Source organism: Pseudomonas sp. SWRI77, from assembly GCF_014269105.1.
Taxonomy (GTDB): domain Bacteria; phylum Pseudomonadota; class Gammaproteobacteria; order Pseudomonadales; family Pseudomonadaceae; genus Aquipseudomonas; species Aquipseudomonas capeferrum.
Genome location: NZ_JABWRV010000004.1, coordinates 202,948 through 218,225, shown reverse-complemented (window position 1 = coordinate 218,225; position 15,278 = coordinate 202,948). Strand labels below are relative to the sequence as shown.

At 65.3% G+C, this 15,278-nt stretch carries 18 protein-coding genes; 2 read left to right on the top strand and 16 right to left on the bottom strand.

From position 1 onward, the window contains the following. Positions 1–96 precede the first annotated feature (96 nt). On the top strand, positions 97–1,362 hold the full coding sequence (locus HU766_RS06320; RefSeq protein WP_186654584.1) for an outer membrane protein transport protein: 1,266 nt from the start codon (positions 97–99) through the stop codon (positions 1,360–1,362). A 41-nt stretch (positions 1,363–1,403) separates the two neighbouring features. Here the strand turns inward: HU766_RS06320 and HU766_RS06315 are convergent, their stop codons facing one another. After that, positions 1,404–2,333, bottom strand: coding sequence for a LysR family transcriptional regulator (locus tag HU766_RS06315; protein ID WP_033700787.1), 930 nt, complete (start codon positions 2,331–2,333; stop codon positions 1,404–1,406). A 115-nt stretch (positions 2,334–2,448) separates the two neighbouring features. On the opposite strand from HU766_RS06315, the gene HU766_RS06310 reads away from it, so the two are divergent. Beyond that, the gene (locus tag HU766_RS06310; protein ID WP_186654582.1) at positions 2,449–2,709 is read left to right on the top strand and encodes a DUF2798 domain-containing protein; all 261 of its coding nucleotides are present in this window, start codon (positions 2,449–2,451) and stop codon (positions 2,707–2,709) included. A gap of 15 nt (positions 2,710–2,724) precedes the next feature. On the opposite strand, the gene HU766_RS06305 is transcribed toward HU766_RS06310, so the two are convergent. From HU766_RS06305 to cobO, 15 genes are all read right to left on the bottom strand, one after another. Next, a complete protein-coding gene (locus HU766_RS06305; RefSeq protein WP_033700789.1) occupies positions 2,725–3,276 on the bottom strand; it encodes a glutathione peroxidase in 552 nt (183 codons plus the stop codon). A 46-nt stretch (positions 3,277–3,322) separates the two neighbouring features. Beyond that, a complete protein-coding gene (locus HU766_RS26415) occupies positions 3,323–3,445 on the bottom strand; it encodes a hypothetical protein (protein WP_258714486.1) in 123 nt (40 codons plus the stop codon). After that, positions 3,442–4,635 carry an MFS transporter gene (locus tag HU766_RS06300; RefSeq protein ID WP_186654685.1) on the bottom strand — a complete coding sequence of 398 codons (1,194 nt, stop codon included), beginning with the start codon at positions 4,633–4,635 and terminating at the stop codon, positions 3,442–3,444. Before HU766_RS06300 ends, HU766_RS26415 begins: the two co-directional genes overlap by 4 nt. 71 nt (positions 4,636–4,706) lie before the next feature. Continuing rightward, on the bottom strand, positions 4,707–5,111 hold the full coding sequence (locus HU766_RS06295; RefSeq protein ID WP_047581691.1) for a MarR family transcriptional regulator: 405 nt from the start codon (positions 5,109–5,111) through the stop codon (positions 4,707–4,709). Between the two features lie 60 nt (positions 5,112–5,171). After that, complete coding sequence (locus HU766_RS06290; protein WP_346656651.1) at positions 5,172–6,287, bottom strand: cellulase family glycosylhydrolase; 1,116 nt, start codon at positions 6,285–6,287, stop codon at positions 5,172–5,174. Positions 6,288–6,461: 174 nt separating this feature from the next. Beyond that, complete coding sequence (locus HU766_RS06285) at positions 6,462–7,196, bottom strand: adenosylcobinamide-GDP ribazoletransferase (RefSeq protein ID WP_186654578.1); 735 nt, start codon at positions 7,194–7,196, stop codon at positions 6,462–6,464. A 1-nt stretch (position 7,197) separates the two neighbouring features. Next, complete coding sequence (gene cobC, locus HU766_RS06280; RefSeq protein ID WP_186654576.1) at positions 7,198–7,764, bottom strand: alpha-ribazole phosphatase family protein; 567 nt, start codon at positions 7,762–7,764, stop codon at positions 7,198–7,200. Beyond that, positions 7,761–8,816, bottom strand: a complete 1,056-nt coding sequence (cobT, locus tag HU766_RS06275) for a nicotinate-nucleotide--dimethylbenzimidazole phosphoribosyltransferase (protein WP_186654574.1) — start codon at positions 8,814–8,816, stop codon at positions 7,761–7,763. The genes cobC and cobT overlap by 4 nt, the downstream gene beginning before the upstream one ends. Then, complete coding sequence (gene cobU / locus HU766_RS06270; protein ID WP_033700796.1) at positions 8,813–9,334, bottom strand: bifunctional adenosylcobinamide kinase/adenosylcobinamide-phosphate guanylyltransferase; 522 nt, start codon at positions 9,332–9,334, stop codon at positions 8,813–8,815. Before cobU ends, cobT begins: the two co-directional genes overlap by 4 nt. A gap of 1 nt (position 9,335) precedes the next feature. Further along, positions 9,336–10,790 carry a cobyric acid synthase gene (locus tag HU766_RS06265; protein WP_186654572.1) on the bottom strand — a complete coding sequence of 485 codons (1,455 nt, stop codon included), beginning with the start codon at positions 10,788–10,790 and terminating at the stop codon, positions 9,336–9,338. After that, complete coding sequence (cobD, locus tag HU766_RS06260) at positions 10,787–11,779, bottom strand: threonine-phosphate decarboxylase CobD (protein WP_186654569.1); 993 nt, start codon at positions 11,777–11,779, stop codon at positions 10,787–10,789. The genes HU766_RS06265 and cobD overlap by 4 nt, the downstream gene beginning before the upstream one ends. Then, entirely contained in the window at positions 11,772–12,680 is a 909-nt protein-coding gene (cbiB, locus tag HU766_RS06255; RefSeq protein ID WP_033700800.1) for an adenosylcobinamide-phosphate synthase CbiB, read from the bottom strand. Before cbiB ends, cobD begins: the two co-directional genes overlap by 8 nt. Then, the gene (bluB, locus tag HU766_RS06250; protein WP_186654565.1) at positions 12,677–13,327 is read right to left on the bottom strand and encodes a 5,6-dimethylbenzimidazole synthase; all 651 of its coding nucleotides are present in this window, start codon (positions 13,325–13,327) and stop codon (positions 12,677–12,679) included. Before bluB ends, cbiB begins: the two co-directional genes overlap by 4 nt. Next, the gene (locus HU766_RS06245) at positions 13,324–14,619 is read right to left on the bottom strand and encodes a cobyrinate a,c-diamide synthase (RefSeq protein ID WP_186654559.1); all 1,296 of its coding nucleotides are present in this window, start codon (positions 14,617–14,619) and stop codon (positions 13,324–13,326) included. Before HU766_RS06245 ends, bluB begins: the two co-directional genes overlap by 4 nt. After that, the gene (gene cobO / locus HU766_RS06240) at positions 14,616–15,227 is read right to left on the bottom strand and encodes a cob(I)yrinic acid a,c-diamide adenosyltransferase (protein ID WP_095064096.1); all 612 of its coding nucleotides are present in this window, start codon (positions 15,225–15,227) and stop codon (positions 14,616–14,618) included. The genes HU766_RS06245 and cobO overlap by 4 nt, the downstream gene beginning before the upstream one ends. Positions 15,228–15,278 lie beyond the last annotated feature (51 nt).

Genomic DNA, 15,278 nt, shown 5'->3' with positions numbered 1-15,278 from the left:
CTACAAAACCGCTCTATCTCCTGTGATTGAGGCTATAGCGCGGCGCGCGATTTGTTGGTAGCTTTTCGCCCCGGAGATCCCAAGGAGTTTCTAATAATGAAAAAAGTAATGCTCAAAACCTCCCTCGGCGTAGCCGTTGCGCTTGCTTCCAGCCAACTGCTCGCCAGCGGCTTTGCCCTGAACGAACAGAGCATCAGCAGCATGGGGACAGGTTTCGCGGGACGTTCTTCTTCTGCCGATGATGCCAGCACCGTGTTTGGCAACCCGGCCGGCATGTCCCGCCTCAAACGCGAACAGATCACCGTGGGCGGCGCCGCCGTCATCGCCAAGTCCGATATCTCGGGCCGTGGCAGTAACCTCGGGGGGGAAACCGACGGTGACATGGTGCCGCTGGTCGGCGTACCGATGGGGTACTACGTCAAGCCGATCGATGATCACTGGAGCGTCGGTTTCGGCGTGTACGTGCCCTTTGGCCTGGTGACCGACTACGGCAGCGACGATGCCGCCCGTTACTGGGGCAAAAAGAGCCACGTCGAGGTCGTGACCTTCCAGCCAACCATCAGCTACGCCTTCAACGACAAGGTCTCGATCGGTTTCGGCCCAACCATCAACCGCATCAAGGGTGAACTGGGTTCGAGCCTGATCAACCCCTTCACCCCTGGCCGCAACGATGGTGAAGTGAAGATCAAAGGCGACGACACCGCCGTGGGTTACAACATCGGTATCCTGGTCCAGGCCACCGACAGCACCCGCGTCGGCCTGACCTACCACTCGATGGTCGACTACAAGCTCGAAGGCAAGACCCGCGTCAGCACCCCGCTGATCGGGCCGTTCAACGGTAACAAGTTCGACGCCACCCTGAAGATCAAGACGCCAGAGTCCGTCGACCTTTCGGTCACCCACGAACTCGACGACCAGTGGACCCTGTACGCAGGCAGCACCTGGACCCGCTGGAGCCGCCTGAAAGACATCACCGTGCAAAACGATGTGCCAGCGCCGCTGGCCGGTTCCGCGTTCCAGACCATCACCGAAGAGCAGAACTGGCACGACACCTGGGCACACGCCATCGGCGCGTCCTACACGGTCAACAAGGAGTGGGTGCTGCGTACCGGCTTCACCGTCGACCAGTCGCCAACCAACAACCACGACCGTTCACCGCGCATCCCGACTGGCGATCGCAAGGTGTTCAGCCTGGGTGCGGGTTGGAGCCCGAACGAAGACATGACCATCGACGTGGCCTACTCCTACCTGTGGGAGGAAGACACCAAGGTCAACCAGGTCAGCGCGAGCAAAGGCAGCTACCAGGCCAAGTACGAGAACAGCGCTCATGGCGTCGGTGCCTCCCTTACCTACCGCTTCTGAGTCATCCCGCGCATGGAGAAACCGCCCTTGTGGCGGTTTTTTCATGCCTGGACCTGCCAGCTGTCACCCAGGCATTCGCGCAGGTAGTCCGTGAAGGCACGTACCTTGGCGGTCATGGCGAAACGATCGGCCAGGCACAGGTAGATATCCATCGGCTCGGTCTGGGCATAGGCCTGGCCGCTGTCGCTGTATTCGAACAAAGGCACCAGTTCGCCCGTGGCCAGGTAAGGCTGAACGATGAAGGCTGCCAGCCGGGTGATCCCGCCGTCGTGAAGCGCCATCTGGGTCAGGGCATCGATATCGTCGCTGATCAGCACGGTGCCGAACTCCGCCTCGAAACGCATGCCGTCGCGCATGAAGCCCCACCGCAGGAAGCGGCCATCCACCGGGTAACGGAACACCAGGCAGCGGTGCTCGCGCAGGGCTTCGGGCGTGGCAGGTACACCGGCGCTGGCCAAGTAACCGGGCGAGGCGCAGCAAATGAAGGGGATACGCGCGATGTGCCTGGCCAGCAGTTGGTCTTCCAATTGCGGGGCGATGCGCAGGCTGACATCCACATCTTCGCGCGCATGGTTGACCCGCCGATCAGTCGTTACCAACTCTATCGAAAGCTGCGGATAACGGGCACTGAATGCCGGGATCAACGGCGCCAGCACATGGCGACCGAAGGCCGAGGTCGACGCAATGCACAGGCGGCCCTGGGGCTCACTGTCGGGCGTGGTGACGGCCAGCTCGGCCTGGGCCAGATCACGCTCTACCTGCCTGACCCGCTCGTAATAGAGCGTACCCGCCGGCGTCAGCGCCATGCTGCGCGTGGTACGGCTGAGCAAGCGTACCTGCAGATGCGCTTCAAGCCGCGCCAGGTTCTGGCTCACTGCCGCCGGGCTTAGCCCCAGGTTGCGTGCACCTGCAGCGATGCTACCGGCTTCGACCACCTTGATGAAGCTGCGAATGGCATTGAGCAGGTCCATGTTGCGCCCTTTGGATTCGTAAGAATCTCTTTATAAAGAACTCAACCACAGTGGTCTACAAACCCTGCAGAGGTGATTGCTAACCTGCGCCCTCACTTACTGTTCTGGAGTTCGCATGAACAACCTGTCCCCGACACGCAGCCGGCGCAAACTGCGCCCCAGCGCCACACCCTACGTTTTCGCGTTCTACATGTCATCGATCATGGCGCTGTTGATGTGCTTTGTGATCACGGCCGCCAATGCGGGGGTGAATCCGCAGTACCTGGGCAATGTGCTGAAGGCTTACCAACTGGCCATGCCGGTGGCGTTTGTCTGCGTGTTGATGGTCAGGCCGCTGGTGGTGCGGCTGGTGGCGATCACTGTTCACCCTCATTGAATCGAAGGAATAGCACTACGGCTGCGATGCGATGGCCTTCTCGATCGCAGCCCTGAAGGCAGGGTCATCCGGCTTGGTCAGGCTGGAAAAATTGCCGATCACCTTGCCCTTGCGGTCCACCACATACTTGTAGAAGTTCCACTTCGGCGCACTGCTCTGGTTTGCCAGCTCGCTGAACAGCGGTATCGCATCCTTGCCGCGTACCGCCTGGGCCTTGGTCATGGTGAAGGTCACGCCATAATTGGCGTAGCAGACGTTGGCAATTTTTTCGCTATCGGGGTCTTCCTGCTTGAAGTCATTGGACGGTACACCGAGCATCTCCAGCCCCTGCTCGTGGTACGCCTTGTACGTTGCCTCCAACCCCTCGAACTGCGGCGCGAACCCGCAATAGCTGGCCGTATTGACCACCACCAGCGGCTTGCCGGCAAAGCGCTGGCACAGGTCGACCTGCCCCTTGCCACGCAACTCCGGCAGGCTGCCCTGCAACAAGGCGGGGCAATCCGCAGCCCAGCTCGACGTGGCGGCAAGCAGGCCCAGCACAGGCACCATCAACCAATGTGCACGCATCGTTCGTTTCTCCGGCAAGACAATCCATGAACTTGCAGGGTAGCGCTTAACAAACGCTCATGCCCAGTTGCATCAACGCCAGCCCACCCTTGTGCCAGCCCCACCCTACCAGCGCCAGCAGAGCGACAGCGGCGGCGGCCAGCAGCCCTTGGACCAAGTAGCGGTTCATGCGGCCTGGGCCTGCAGGCGGGCGACCGGGCGCTCACGTACCGGCCAACTGAGCGCCGCAGCCAGCAGGCTGAGCAGTACCGAAATCTGCCAGACCAGGTCGTAGTTGCCCGTGCGGTCATACACCACCCCGCCCAGCCAGCCACCCAGGAAGGCGCCCAACTGGTGGAACAGGAACACGATACCGCCCAGCATCGACAGGTTGCGCACGCCAAACAACGTCGCCACTGTGCCATTGGTCAGCGGTACGGTAGACAACCACAGCAAGCCCATGGCGATGCCGAACAGGTAGGCACTGGCCTGGGTCACAGGCGCCCAGAGGAACAACACGATCACCACCGCGCGCAGTAGATACAACCCAGTGAGCAGGCGCGGCTTGGACATGCGCCCACCCAGCCAGCCGGCGGTGAAGGTGCCGACGATGTTGAACAGGCCAACCAGGGCCAGCACCGTTGTGCCCGTGGTGGCTGCCAGGTGCTGATCGACCAGATAGGCTGGCAGGTGCACCCCGATGAACACCACCTGGAAGCCGCAAACGAAGAAACCCAGCGCCAGCAACCAGAACCCCGAATGCGAGCAGGCCTCACGCAGGGCCTGGCCCAGGGTCTGCTCAGCACCATGGCTAGGCAACGGGCGGTCGCGCAACATGCCGACCAGCGGCACGATCAATGCCACCAGCAGGCCCAACACCAGCAGCGCAGCAGACCAGCCCAACCACTCAATCAGGCCAAGCGTGCCTGGCAACATGGCGAACTGGCCGAATGAACCGGCAGCACTGGCAATCCCCATCGCCATGCTGCGTTTCTCGGCAGGCACGGCGCGCCCGACCACCCCCAGGATGACCGAGAACGAGGTGCCGGAAAGGCCGATGCCGATCAGCAGCCCCGCACTCAACGACAACGACCAGGGCGAATCGGCCATGCCCATCAGGATCAACCCGACGGCGTACAGGATGCCGCCGATGATCACCACCCGCGCCGCTCCCAGGCGGTCGGCCAAGGCACCGGCGAACGGCTGCGCCACCCCCCAAACCAGGTTCTGCAAGGCGATGGCGAAGGCGAACACCCCACGCCCCCAGCCAAAGTCGGCGCTCATCGGCCCCAAAAACAGGCCAAAACCGTGTCGCACACCCAAGGACAGCGCCAGAATCAGCGCTGCCCCCATCAGTACCCACCCGCTGGTTCGCCACACCGAAGTCATTGTCGTTATCTCCAGCACATCGCAAGGTTTACGGGTATATACCCGTTTATAGTCGTATCACTTCAGGCCAACTGTTCCAGCAGACGTACCAACTCATCGCGCTGCCCAACACCGAGGCGCTCGACCAGCAGCTCCTGAGCCTGCTCCCAGGCCGGGTAAGCCGCCTGCAACAGCGCCTTGCCTGGTTCGGTCAGCAGCACCACACGGTTGCGCTGGTCGTCGCCGCCTGCCAAGGCCACCAGGCCATCGGCTTCCAGCACCCGCAGGTTGCGCCCCAAGGTGCTGCGCTCAAGGCCCATGGCCTCGGCCAAGCTGGTAATGCTGGGGCGGTCGAGGCGCTGCAAGTGGCGCAACAGGGAAAACTGGGCGACATTGACGCCGAAGCCGGCAAGGGCCTCGTCATAATGCCGGCTCACCCCACGGGCGGCTCGACGTAAATGGGTGCAGATGCATTCACTGGTCAACATGGATACGTGTATATACCCGCGTCATGAGTGTTGCAAGAAATTTCAACTATCAGCGAAAGGTCATTCAGGCTTCAGGCGTTTGCTGATCGGCTCGAATTCCGCCGTAGCCTTGCGTGCCAGAGGGTCCGGCGCGCCCTGATCAATGGCTTGCCAGTAGCGCCACGGCACCTTGGCACTGCCCAGCTCGTAGTCCATGCCATCCCAACTGTCTTCACGGAAGCTGTAGAACGCCCAGTGCAACTGGTTGCTGTCCAGCACTGCAAGAACGTCTTCCAGGTAGCGCTGGCAGCCTGGCAACCGGCGCATGCAACCGAACTCCCCCACCACCAGGCGTGAGCGTGGCACGTGCATCGCTTCGCTCCAGGCCAGCGGTTGTTGCAGGTATTGCTGCACACGCTGGCCATCCCACTGCTGCGTCTGCCCGGCGAACGGTACAGGGCCGGGGTAGGCAAAGGGTTGCTTGCGCGTCATGTTCGGCGCACTGGTGGCGGAATAGGGTTCGTACATGTGTACGCTGTACAGCACCCGGCTATCTGTCAGCGGCGCGGGCCAGTAACCAAAAGCATTGGCGGCGGCATACCAGCCTGCATCGACCATGATCGGTGTGTCTGGGTCCTGTTCACGGATCGCCGCCACCAACTGCTCATACAGCGCTGGCAAGTCACGGGCGGTACCTTGCGCTTGTGCATACCAGCGCTTCATCTGCTCAGGGGCAGCATGTTCGGCCAGACCGCCCTGTTTTTCAGGCGCAGGTTCATTGATCAGGTTGTAGGCCGCGATGGCGGGATGGTCCTTCAATTCACGCGCCAGGTCCCGCCAGAACGCAGCGGCCTGCGACCAGTAGCGTTTGTCTTGCCAGAGGCGGTCGTCGAACTGGCCCTGGTTGTTCTGCGACCAACGCATGCCAGGCAGGGAAAGGGGGGCAATGACGACCTTGAGCCCGGCCAGATGAGCACGGTCGAGCACAGCCCGCAGCTGCACCAGATCGGTTGCGGCCAGGCCTTGATAGTCATCAGCGCTACCCAGCAGGAAGTCGCGCTGCGCCGGCTGCCACTTGTCATAAGACAGCCGAACCCAGGTAGCGCCATAGGCACGCAAGGCATTGAAGTAGGCTTGGTCGGGGGCCAGCCGATTGAAACTGTTGCCGCCGTGGCGGGGCGTATCCCAGAAGCTGATCAGATCAGCAGCGGTGACGGGCAAGGCGAGAAAAGCAAACAGGCTGGCAAAAATCCAATGGCGCACAAGGGGCCTCCCTGGCCGCGTGAATGGGAGGCCGATGATAAACCCAAGTCCATGATGGGCGTGGCTGCGGTTACGTTGCTGGAAATTTCTTCGCCCTGCTGCAGTCGCTCAGAGAGCGAGTGCCAGCCCCACCACCACGGTCAGCTCCAGCAACTCCAGCATCGCCCCGGCGGTATCGCCGGTCGTGCCGCCCAGACGCCGGCACATGACGTGCCGCAGCCAGGCGAACACGCCCAGCACCGCCACCAGCACCCAGATCACGGGCCAACCACCAACGGCAAGGCACAAGACGGCGCTACCCACCAAGCCCCACCCGGCAGCAGCACGTGGCAAATGCTCGGCCAGCGCCTGCCCCAACCCCCCGGGCCTTACGTAAGGCGTGCAGAGGAACAAGCCAAGCATCGCCGCCCGGCCAACCACCGGCGCCAGGATCAGTTCCACCCCCACCCCATGCTCGACCAATGCCCACAAGGCGCAGAATTTCAACAGCAGCACCAGCACCAGGGTCACCACGGCAATCGGTCCGCTGCGGGGGTCCTTCATGATGTGCAGCGTGCGTTCACGGTCACCGAAACCACCGAGCCAGGCATCGGCGCTGTCGGCCAAGCCGTCCAGGTGCAGTGCGCCACTGAGCAACACCCAGAGCGTCAGCAGCAGCGCTGCATGCAGGGCCGTGGGCGCGCTGTGCAGAAGATCGCTGGCCAGCCACAGCAGCAGGCCGAACAGCAACCCTACCAGGGGGTAGCACAACAGCGAGCGGCCCACCTGGCGTGGCTCGGGCATACCGGGCAAGCGCACCGGCAGGCTGCTGAGGAACTGCAAGGCAATCCAGAACGCCAGCATGTCAGTGCGCCTCGGCCCATTGGCCGTCGTCACGCAGCACCAGGCGGACCAATGCGCCGTGGGCAACTTCCACCTGCAGCAAGTGTTCCCTGGGCATGCCACGCGCCCGGGCCAGCAACAGGCGCATCACGCCGCCGTGGGTGACCAGCAGCACACGCTTGCCGCCATGCTGCTGGCCCAGCCGCTCGACGCCAGCCAGAACGCGCTCGGCAAACGCCTCGACCGGCTCACCGTTGGGCGGCGTACACGCGTAAGGATCCGCCCAGAAACGCCCCAGGGCGTCGGCCTGGTCTTCCATGATCTGCGCCGCGCTGCGCCCTTCCCAATCACCGAAATGCAGCTCCTGCAGACACGCCTCGCGCTGTACCGGCAGGTGTAGCCGTGCCCCCAACTCGTCGGCAAACCGTGCACAACGCTGCAAGGGCGAGCTGACCAGCACTTGCCATGGGCCAGCCTCGGCGACGGCGTCACGCATCTGCGCCCAGCCCTTTTCGGTCAGGGCATCGTCAAGGCTGCCACGCAGGCCACCTTGCTCCGTTTCGCCGTGGCGCAGCAGGTCGAGGATCATGCCGGGCGGTCCGCCACGGCGGCCTCGGCAAACGTCGCCATCTGCCCGTGCAGTGCGCAGGCCAGGCGCAGCAAAGGCACCGCCAGGGCGGCACCGCTGCCCTCACCCAGGCGCAGGCCCAGCGCCAGCAGCGGTTCGGCCTGCAGTGCTTCGAGCAGGGCCTTGTGCCCTGGCTCCGCGCCCTGGTGGGCAAACAGCAGCCATGCCCGGCACTGCGGGTTGAGGCGCACCGCCACCAGTGCGGCGACACTGCAGATGAAGCCGTCCACCAGCACCGCGATACCCTCTTGCGCGCAGGCGATGTAGGCGCCGGCCAAGGCGGCGATCTCGAAACCGCCAACGCATGCCAGCGCCTGCAGCGGGTCGTCCGCGCGCAGACCATGCAGGATCAGCGCACGCTCGATGACTTCGGCCTTGTGCCGCACACCGGCGGTGTCCAGGCCAGTGCCCGGGCCGCTCAGCTCACGGGCTGGGCAACCCAGCAGGTTGCTGGCCAGGGCGGCGGCGGCGGTGGTGTTGCCGATGCCCATTTCGCCGCCGATGAACAACTGCGCACCCTGTGCGGCCGCCCGCAGGGCGCTGTCACGGCCCGCCTCAAGCGCGGCCTGCAACTGGCGCTCGGTCATCGCGGGCTGGCGGGCGAAGTTGGCCGTGCCGGCGCCCAGGCGCAAATGCCTCACGCCGGGCAGCTCCAGCGCAGGGTCGATGGTACCGAGGTCGACCACGTCCAGGCTGGCGTGCAGTTGGCGGGCCAGCACGCTGATCGCCGCGCCACCGCCGACGAAGTTGCGCAGCATCTGCCCGGTCACCGCTTGCGGGTAGGCTGAAATGCCTTCCTCGACCACGCCGTGGTCACCGGCGAAAATGGTGATGGCCAGTTGGTCCAGTGTGGGTCGCTCACGGCCTTGCAGGCCCGCCAGGTGCACAGCCAGACCTTCCAGCTGGCCGAGCGAACCGGCAGGTTTGGTCAGCTGTTGCTGACGGGCGCGGGCCTGGTCCATGGCGGCGTTATCGAGGGGTTGGCAGGCGTCACGCCACCAGGCTTGAGTCATAGTGCAGGTCCTTTGAGCATAAGGGGCAGGCCAGCCACGGTCAGTACCACGCGCTGACAGCGCTCGGCAACGGCCTGGTGCAACCAGCCGGCCTGGTCGACATAGCGCCGGGTCAGTTCGCCCATGGGCACCACACCCAGGCCGGTTTCGTTGCTGACCAGAATGAGGGTACCCGGCAACTGCTCAAGGCAGTCGAGCAGCGCATCACGCTCCTCGGCCAGGCGCTGGTCGTCGTCGAGCATCAGCAGGTTGGTCAGCCACAGGGTCAGGCAATCCACCAGCAGGCAACGCCCTGCGGCTGCTTCGCGGCGCAGCACGGCAGCCAGCGCCAGGGGCTCTTCAATCAGCCCCCAGTCGGCAGGCCGGCGCTGGCGGTGCAGGCGCACGCGTTCGTTCATTTCGCCGTCCAGCGGCTCGCTGGTGGCGATGTAGGTCACCGGCAGGCCGCTGTCGCTGGCCAACTGTTCGGCCAGGCGGCTCTTGCCGGAGCGCGCGCCACCAAGGATCAGGTTGCGCATTTCAGGCGACTCCACACAGTGTGCGCAGGTGCGCGGTGTCCAGGTGCTTTTCCACCAGGTCCGCCAGGCGCTCGATGTCACGTTCGCGCAGGGCCTGGTAGTCGATGGTCTGTGCGTCCGCCAGCCCGGCCCAGCGCAACAGCGCGGCGCACGACTCGCTGCCTTCGAACAGGCCATGCAGGTACGTAGCGAGGACCTGCCCGTCGGCGCTGATGGCACCGTCGCAGCGCCCGTCACCAAGCTGCACGGCAGGCTGTTCCAAGGCCGCGCCTTGGGTAACGCCGGCATGGATTTCGTAGCCGGACACCGGCGCCTGTTCCAGGTTCAAGGTACCGGTGACGTTGCGCAGTTGCTTGTCGGCCTCCAGCACCGTGGCGTATTCGAGCAGCCCCAGCCCTGGGCTGGAGCCCGCCGGCCCTTCCAGCCCCAGCGGGTCGTGCACCTGCGTCCCGAGCATCTGCAAACCGCCGCAGATACCAATCAGCTTGCCGCCGTAGCGCAAGTGGCGGGCAATGGCGGTATCCCAGCCGCGCTCGCGCAGCTGCGCCAGGTCGCCACGCACGCTTTTCGAGCCGGGCAGGATGATCAGGTCCGCAGGCGGTATCGGTTGGCCTGGCCCGATGAATTGCAGGTCGACCTGTGGGTGCAGGCGCAGCGGGTCGAAGTCGGTGTGGTTGCTGATGCGCGGCAACACCGGCACGATCACCTTCAATACACGCTCATGCTTGGCTGCCTGGCGTACATCTATGCCGTCCTCGGCCTCCAAGTGCAGGTCGGTGACATACGGCAACACGCCCAGCACCGGCTTGCCGGTGCGCGCTTCCAGCCAGTCCAGGCCCGGCTGAAGCAGGGCGATATCTCCGCGAAAGCGGTTGATGACAAAGCCCTTGACCCGTGCCTGCTCACTCGGCGACAGCAATTCGAGGGTGCCTACAAGGTGCGCGAAGACCCCGCCGCGATTGATGTCGGCCACCAGAATCACTGGGCAGTCCACCGCTTCGGCAAAGCCCATGTTGGCGATGTCGCCGGCACGCAGGTTGATCTCCGCAGGCGAGCCTGCGCCTTCGACCATGACCACCGGGTACGCAGCGCTAAGGCGCTGGTGCGAGGCCAGCACGGCCTGCATGGCGATGGCCTTGTAGTCGTGATAGGCCACTGCATTCATGCTGGTGACCGCGCGCCCGTGGATGATCACCTGGGCGCCGGTGTCGCTGTTGGGCTTGAGCAGCACCGGGTTCATGTCAGTGTGCGGCGCCAGCCGGCAAGCCTGGGCCTGCACGGCCTGGGCCCGGCCAATCTCGCCACCGTCGGCGGTCACCGCGCTGTTGAGCGCCATGTTCTGCGGCTTGAACGGCACCACGCCGACGCCCTGGCGCAGCAGCCAGCGGCACAACGCGGTCACCAGCGTGCTCTTGCCGGCATCGGAGGTGGTGCCTTGCACCATGAGCGTGGTCATGCCGTTTCCTTTTGATAGTCGGCCAGGGCCTGGGCCAGGCGTTGTTCGTCGGCAGCGCAGGCAGGCAAGCCCAGGCGCACGGCGGCTGGCAGCGCGAACAGGCGAACCAGGATGCCGCGCCGGGCGAGAAAGTCATGCAGGTGCGCAGCACGTTCGCTGCGCACGTACTGGAACAGGTCGCAGCCACCGCTCGGGGCCAGGCCGGTGCTGCGCAACAAGGCCGCGAGGCGCTGGCTGCTGGCGGCGCAGCGGTCGATCTGCAACAGGTGGGCGGTGTGGTCGGCAAAACAGGCCTGGGCCAGCACCCGCGTCGGGCCACTGACAGTCCAAGGGCCGAGCAGCTCTGCCAGGCGCTGCAGCAGGCTTGCTTGAGCCGCCACGAAGCCCAGCCGGACACCGGCCAGGCCAAAGAACTTGCCAAACGAACGCAGCACGATCAGGCCTGGCCGCTCGGCGCAGTCGACCACGCTATGAGCGGGGGTGTTGTCCATGAACGCTTCGTCGACCACAAGCCAGCCTCCGCGGGCTGCCAGGCGGCCATGCCAGTCGAGCAGGCGCTCGCGGCTGACCTGGCGGCCGGTCGGGTTGTTGGGGTTGACCAGCACCAGCACATCGAGGCTGTCGAGCGCGCCCTCGACTTCGGCTTCATCCAGCTCCAGCAACTGATGCCCTGCCCGCTGCCAGGCGTGCGGATGCTCGGCGTAGCAAGGGGTCAGCACGCCGACCCGGCCAGCCGGGCGCAACAACGGCAAGGCCTGGATCGCGGCCTGCGAGCCGGCTACCGGCAGTAGCTGGCGAGTGCCGTAATACTGCCGCGCGGCCTCTTCCAGGCCGTCTTCGGTTTCCGGCAGGCGCGCCCAGGCGTCGAGGGGGATCGGCGGGATCGGGTAAGACCAAGGGGCGATGCCGCTGGACAGGTCGAGCCAATGTTCACGCGCGATGCCGTATTGATGCACCGCACGCAGCAGACGACCACCGTGTTCAAGCATTCCAGTAAGCCCCCAGGCAAATCACCAGTACCCACAGCCACACACCCCGCTGCACCAGGCTCCAGCCGCGCTCGATGGCGTCGGCATCGGCCATCGGCCCTTCGCCCAGGCGCGGCCGCTCGTGCAGCTCACCGTGGTACACCGCCGGGCCGCCAAGTTCGACCGCCAGCGCGCCGGCACCGGCTGCCATCACCGGGCCTGCGTTGGGGCTGTCCCACAGTGGCCCCTGGTTGCGCCAGCAGGCCAGGGCCAGGCGGGTCTTGCCGAGCAGCGCGTAGGTCAGCGCCACCAGCCTTGCGGGAATATAGTTGAGCACATCGTCGATACGCGCCGCGCACCAGCCAAACCGCTCGAAGCGCTCGTTGCGATAGCCCCACATGGCATCCAGGGTATTGCTCAGCCGGTACAACACCACACCGGGCGCGCCGGCCAGCACAAACCAGAACAGTGCGGCAAAAACGGCATCGCTGCCGTTCTCCAGCACCGACTCGGTGGCTGCCCGGGCCACGGCGGGCTCGTCCAGCTCGCGGGTTTCGCGGCTGACCAGGTAGCCGACCCGCCGCCGTGCCTCTTCCAGGTCGCCCTGGCGCAACGCGTTGGCCACCGGCAACACATGCTCGCCAAGGCTGCGCAGCCCCAGGGCGCAATACAGCGCCAGCACGTCCACCAGCCAGCCGATGTACGGCAACCAGGACAGGATCAGTGCGACCAGGGTCAGCGGCACCACGGCAATGAACCAGGCGCTCACCCCGTGGCTGCGCCAACCGCGCCCGCCAGCGTTCAGGCGGCGCTCCAGGTTGGCGGCCATGTTGCCGAACGCCACCAGTGGGTGACGCCGTTGCGGCTCGCCCAGCAAGGCATCCAGGGCCACCCCGGCCACGGTCAGCAAAGCAACGCTCATGGCCGCTCTCCCCATTGGTTGTGATAAAGCATGTCACTCAAAGGGCGTTGTTCGGCCCAGTTTTCCTGCACCAGCATTGGCGCCGGATAGAATTCGGTCACAGGCCCCAGGCACAGCACGGCCACCGGCTTGGCGCCGGCAGGCATGCCCAGCAGCTCGGCCAGGGCCAGCGGGTCGAACAACGACACCCAGCCCATCCCCAGGCCTTCGGCTCGCGCCGCCAGCCACAGGTTCTGGATGGCGCAGGCCAGCGAGGCGAGGTCCATTTCCGGCAAGGTGCGACGGCCAAAGATGTGCGGCTCGCGCTGGTCCATCAAGGCGGCCACCAGCAGCTCAGCACAATCGTTGATGCCTTCGACCTTGAGGGCCATGAACGCATCGGCCCGTTCACCCAGGGCATCGGCGGTGCGTACCCGCTCCTCCTCGACCAGCGCCTGGATGCGCTCGCGCAGGCCACGCTGGGTGATACGGATGAACCGCCAGGGCTGCATCAGCCCGACGCTGGGGGCCTGATGCGCCGCGGCCAACAGGCGACCAAGCAGCGCCGGGGCCACCTCGCCACCGGCAAAATGACGCATGTCGCGGCGCTCGCCGATGGCCCGGTACACGGCGGCGCGCTCGGCGTCGCTGAAAGCGTGTTGGCTCATGGTCGCAGCAGCGCCGCCGCCGCGTCAGGGTTGGAGGGGAAGTAGAAGTGCACGTAGGATGCCGTCAGGCGTCCCAGGCGATACACCGCCTCGTTGCCACGCCCGCCGTTGGGGCTCAGGCCACGGGCGATCGGTGTCAGCTCGGTGCTGGTCAGGGAATGGTGGTAGGTATGCCCGCGCAGGGTACCTTCCGGCAGCTCCACGGCCTGCAAGGCCAGGGCTGCAAGGCGTTTCTGCATGGTCGCCTCGCCCGCCAGCAAGCCGAGCAGTTCGGCACGCTCCCCCGCCACATCGGTCAGTGCGTCGAGCAGGTAGAGCATGCCGCCGCATTCGGCCAACAGGGGCTTGCCCTGTACATGATGGTCACGGATCGCCGCGCACATGGCGGTGTTGGCCGCCAACGCGTGGTGGTGCAGTTCGGGGTAGCCGCCCGGCAGGTAAAGGCTGTCCACGGTTGGCAGTTCACGGTCATGCAGTGGCGAGAAAAACACCAGTTGCGCGCCCAGGTTGCGCAGCAGGTCGAGGTTGGCACCGTAGGTGAAGGCAAACGCCTCGTCCCGGGCCACGCCAATGCGCACACCGGCCAATGACGCGGCGGCCGGCTGTGGCTCGGGCTCGGCAAACGCCACCGGCGGGGGTAAAGCAGCATCGCAACTGGCACCCAGCGCCTCGGCCGCAGCATCCAGGCGGGCATCCAGGTCGTTCAGTTCGCTGGCCTGGACCAACCCCAGGTGACGGCTGGGCAGTTCGATACCGCGCTCACGCGACAGGCCGCCATACCAGCGCAACCCCTCGGTCAGGCTGCCTTCGAGCAGCTGCGCATGGCGCAGGCTGCCGACCCGGTTGGCCAGCACACCGGCAAACGGCAGGTCGGTCTGGTAACGCGCCAGCCCCAGGGCCAGGGCGCCAAAGGTCTGGGCCATGGCCGTGCCGTCGATTACCGCCAGCACCGGCACGCCGAAGTGGCGCGCCAGGTCCGCGCTCGACGGCGTACCGTCGAACAGCCCCATGACCCCTTCGATCAGGATCAGGTCGGCCTCCCCGGCTGCGTCCCACAGCAGGCGGCGGCTTTCCTGGGCGCCGATCATCCACAGGTCGAGCTGGTAGACCGGCGCGCCGCTGGCGCGTTCGAGGATCATCGGGTCGAGAAAGTCGGGCCCGCATTTGAACACCCGGACCTTGCGCCCAAGGTTACGGTGCAGGCGGGCCAAGGCGGCGGTGACGGTGGTCTTGCCCTGGCCGGAAGCCGGCGCTGCAATCAATACCGCCGGGCAGTGTCGCATCTGAGTCACAGTTCGACGCCTTTCTGCGCACGGATACCCGCCTGGAAGGCGTGCTTGAGCATGCCCATCTCGGTGACGGTGTCGGCCAGCTCGATCATTTCAGGCTTGGCCGCGCGACCGGTGACGATCACGTGCTGCATCGGCGGGCGGGCCTGGATGTCGGACAGCACCTGGTCGAGGTCGAGGTAACCATGCTTGAGGGCGATATTGAGTTCATCGAGCACCACGAACTGCACTGTCGGGTCCTGCAGCAGCTGGCGCGACACCGCCCAAGCGGCCTCAGCGGCGGCGATGTCACGCTGGCGGTCCTGGGTCTCCCAGGTAAAGCCTTCGCCCATCACGTGATAACGCACCTGCTCGGGAAAACGCCGGAAGAACAGCTCTTCGCCAGTGCTGTTGCGGCCTTTGATGAACTGCACCACGCCGCACTGCATGCCATGGCCCAGGGCACGGGCGAGCATGCCGAAAGCTGAGCTGCTCTTGCCCTTGCCATTACCCGTCAGCACCAGCAGCAGGCCGCATTCGTTGGGGGAATTGGCGATACGCTCGTCGATGATCGCCTTTTTGCGCTGCATGCGCGCCAAGTGGCGTTCGTCGCGTTCGGTGGGTTCGCTCATCAGGGGTCTCCGCAGGCTGACGCCACGCGAAAGGCGGCGACAGGTCGATAG

Bases quoted from the DNA above. Each gene is read 5' to 3' on its own strand.
- HU766_RS06320 (WP_186654584.1), top strand. From the start codon at position 97: ATGAAAAAAGTAATGCTCAAAACCTCCCTCGGCGTAGCCGTTGCGCTT.
- HU766_RS06315 (WP_033700787.1), bottom strand. From the start codon at position 2,333: ATGGACCTGCTCAATGCCATTCGCAGCTTCATCAAGGTGGTCGAAGCC.
- HU766_RS06310 (WP_186654582.1), top strand. From the start codon at position 2,449: ATGAACAACCTGTCCCCGACACGCAGCCGGCGCAAACTGCGCCCCAGC.
- HU766_RS06305 (WP_033700789.1), bottom strand. From the start codon at position 3,276: ATGCGTGCACATTGGTTGATGGTGCCTGTGCTGGGCCTGCTTGCCGCC.
- HU766_RS26415 (WP_258714486.1), bottom strand. From the start codon at position 3,445: ATGAACCGCTACTTGGTCCAAGGGCTGCTGGCCGCCGCCGCTGTCGCT.
- HU766_RS06295 (WP_047581691.1), bottom strand. From the start codon at position 5,111: ATGTTGACCAGTGAATGCATCTGCACCCATTTACGTCGAGCCGCCCGT.
- HU766_RS06285 (WP_186654578.1), bottom strand. From the start codon at position 7,196: ATGCTGGCGTTCTGGATTGCCTTGCAGTTCCTCAGCAGCCTGCCGGTG.
- cobC (WP_186654576.1), bottom strand. From the start codon at position 7,764: ATGATCCTCGACCTGCTGCGCCACGGCGAAACGGAGCAAGGTGGCCTG.
- cobT (WP_186654574.1), bottom strand. From the start codon at position 8,816: ATGACTCAAGCCTGGTGGCGTGACGCCTGCCAACCCCTCGATAACGCC.
- cobU (WP_033700796.1), bottom strand. From the start codon at position 9,334: ATGCGCAACCTGATCCTTGGTGGCGCGCGCTCCGGCAAGAGCCGCCTG.
- HU766_RS06265 (WP_186654572.1), bottom strand. From the start codon at position 10,790: ATGACCACGCTCATGGTGCAAGGCACCACCTCCGATGCCGGCAAGAGC.
- cobD (WP_186654569.1), bottom strand. From the start codon at position 11,779: ATGCTTGAACACGGTGGTCGTCTGCTGCGTGCGGTGCATCAATACGGC.
- cbiB (WP_033700800.1), bottom strand. From the start codon at position 12,680: ATGAGCGTTGCTTTGCTGACCGTGGCCGGGGTGGCCCTGGATGCCTTG.
- bluB (WP_186654565.1), bottom strand. From the start codon at position 13,327: ATGAGCCAACACGCTTTCAGCGACGCCGAGCGCGCCGCCGTGTACCGG.
- cobO (WP_095064096.1), bottom strand. From the start codon at position 15,227: ATGAGCGAACCCACCGAACGCGACGAACGCCACTTGGCGCGCATGCAG.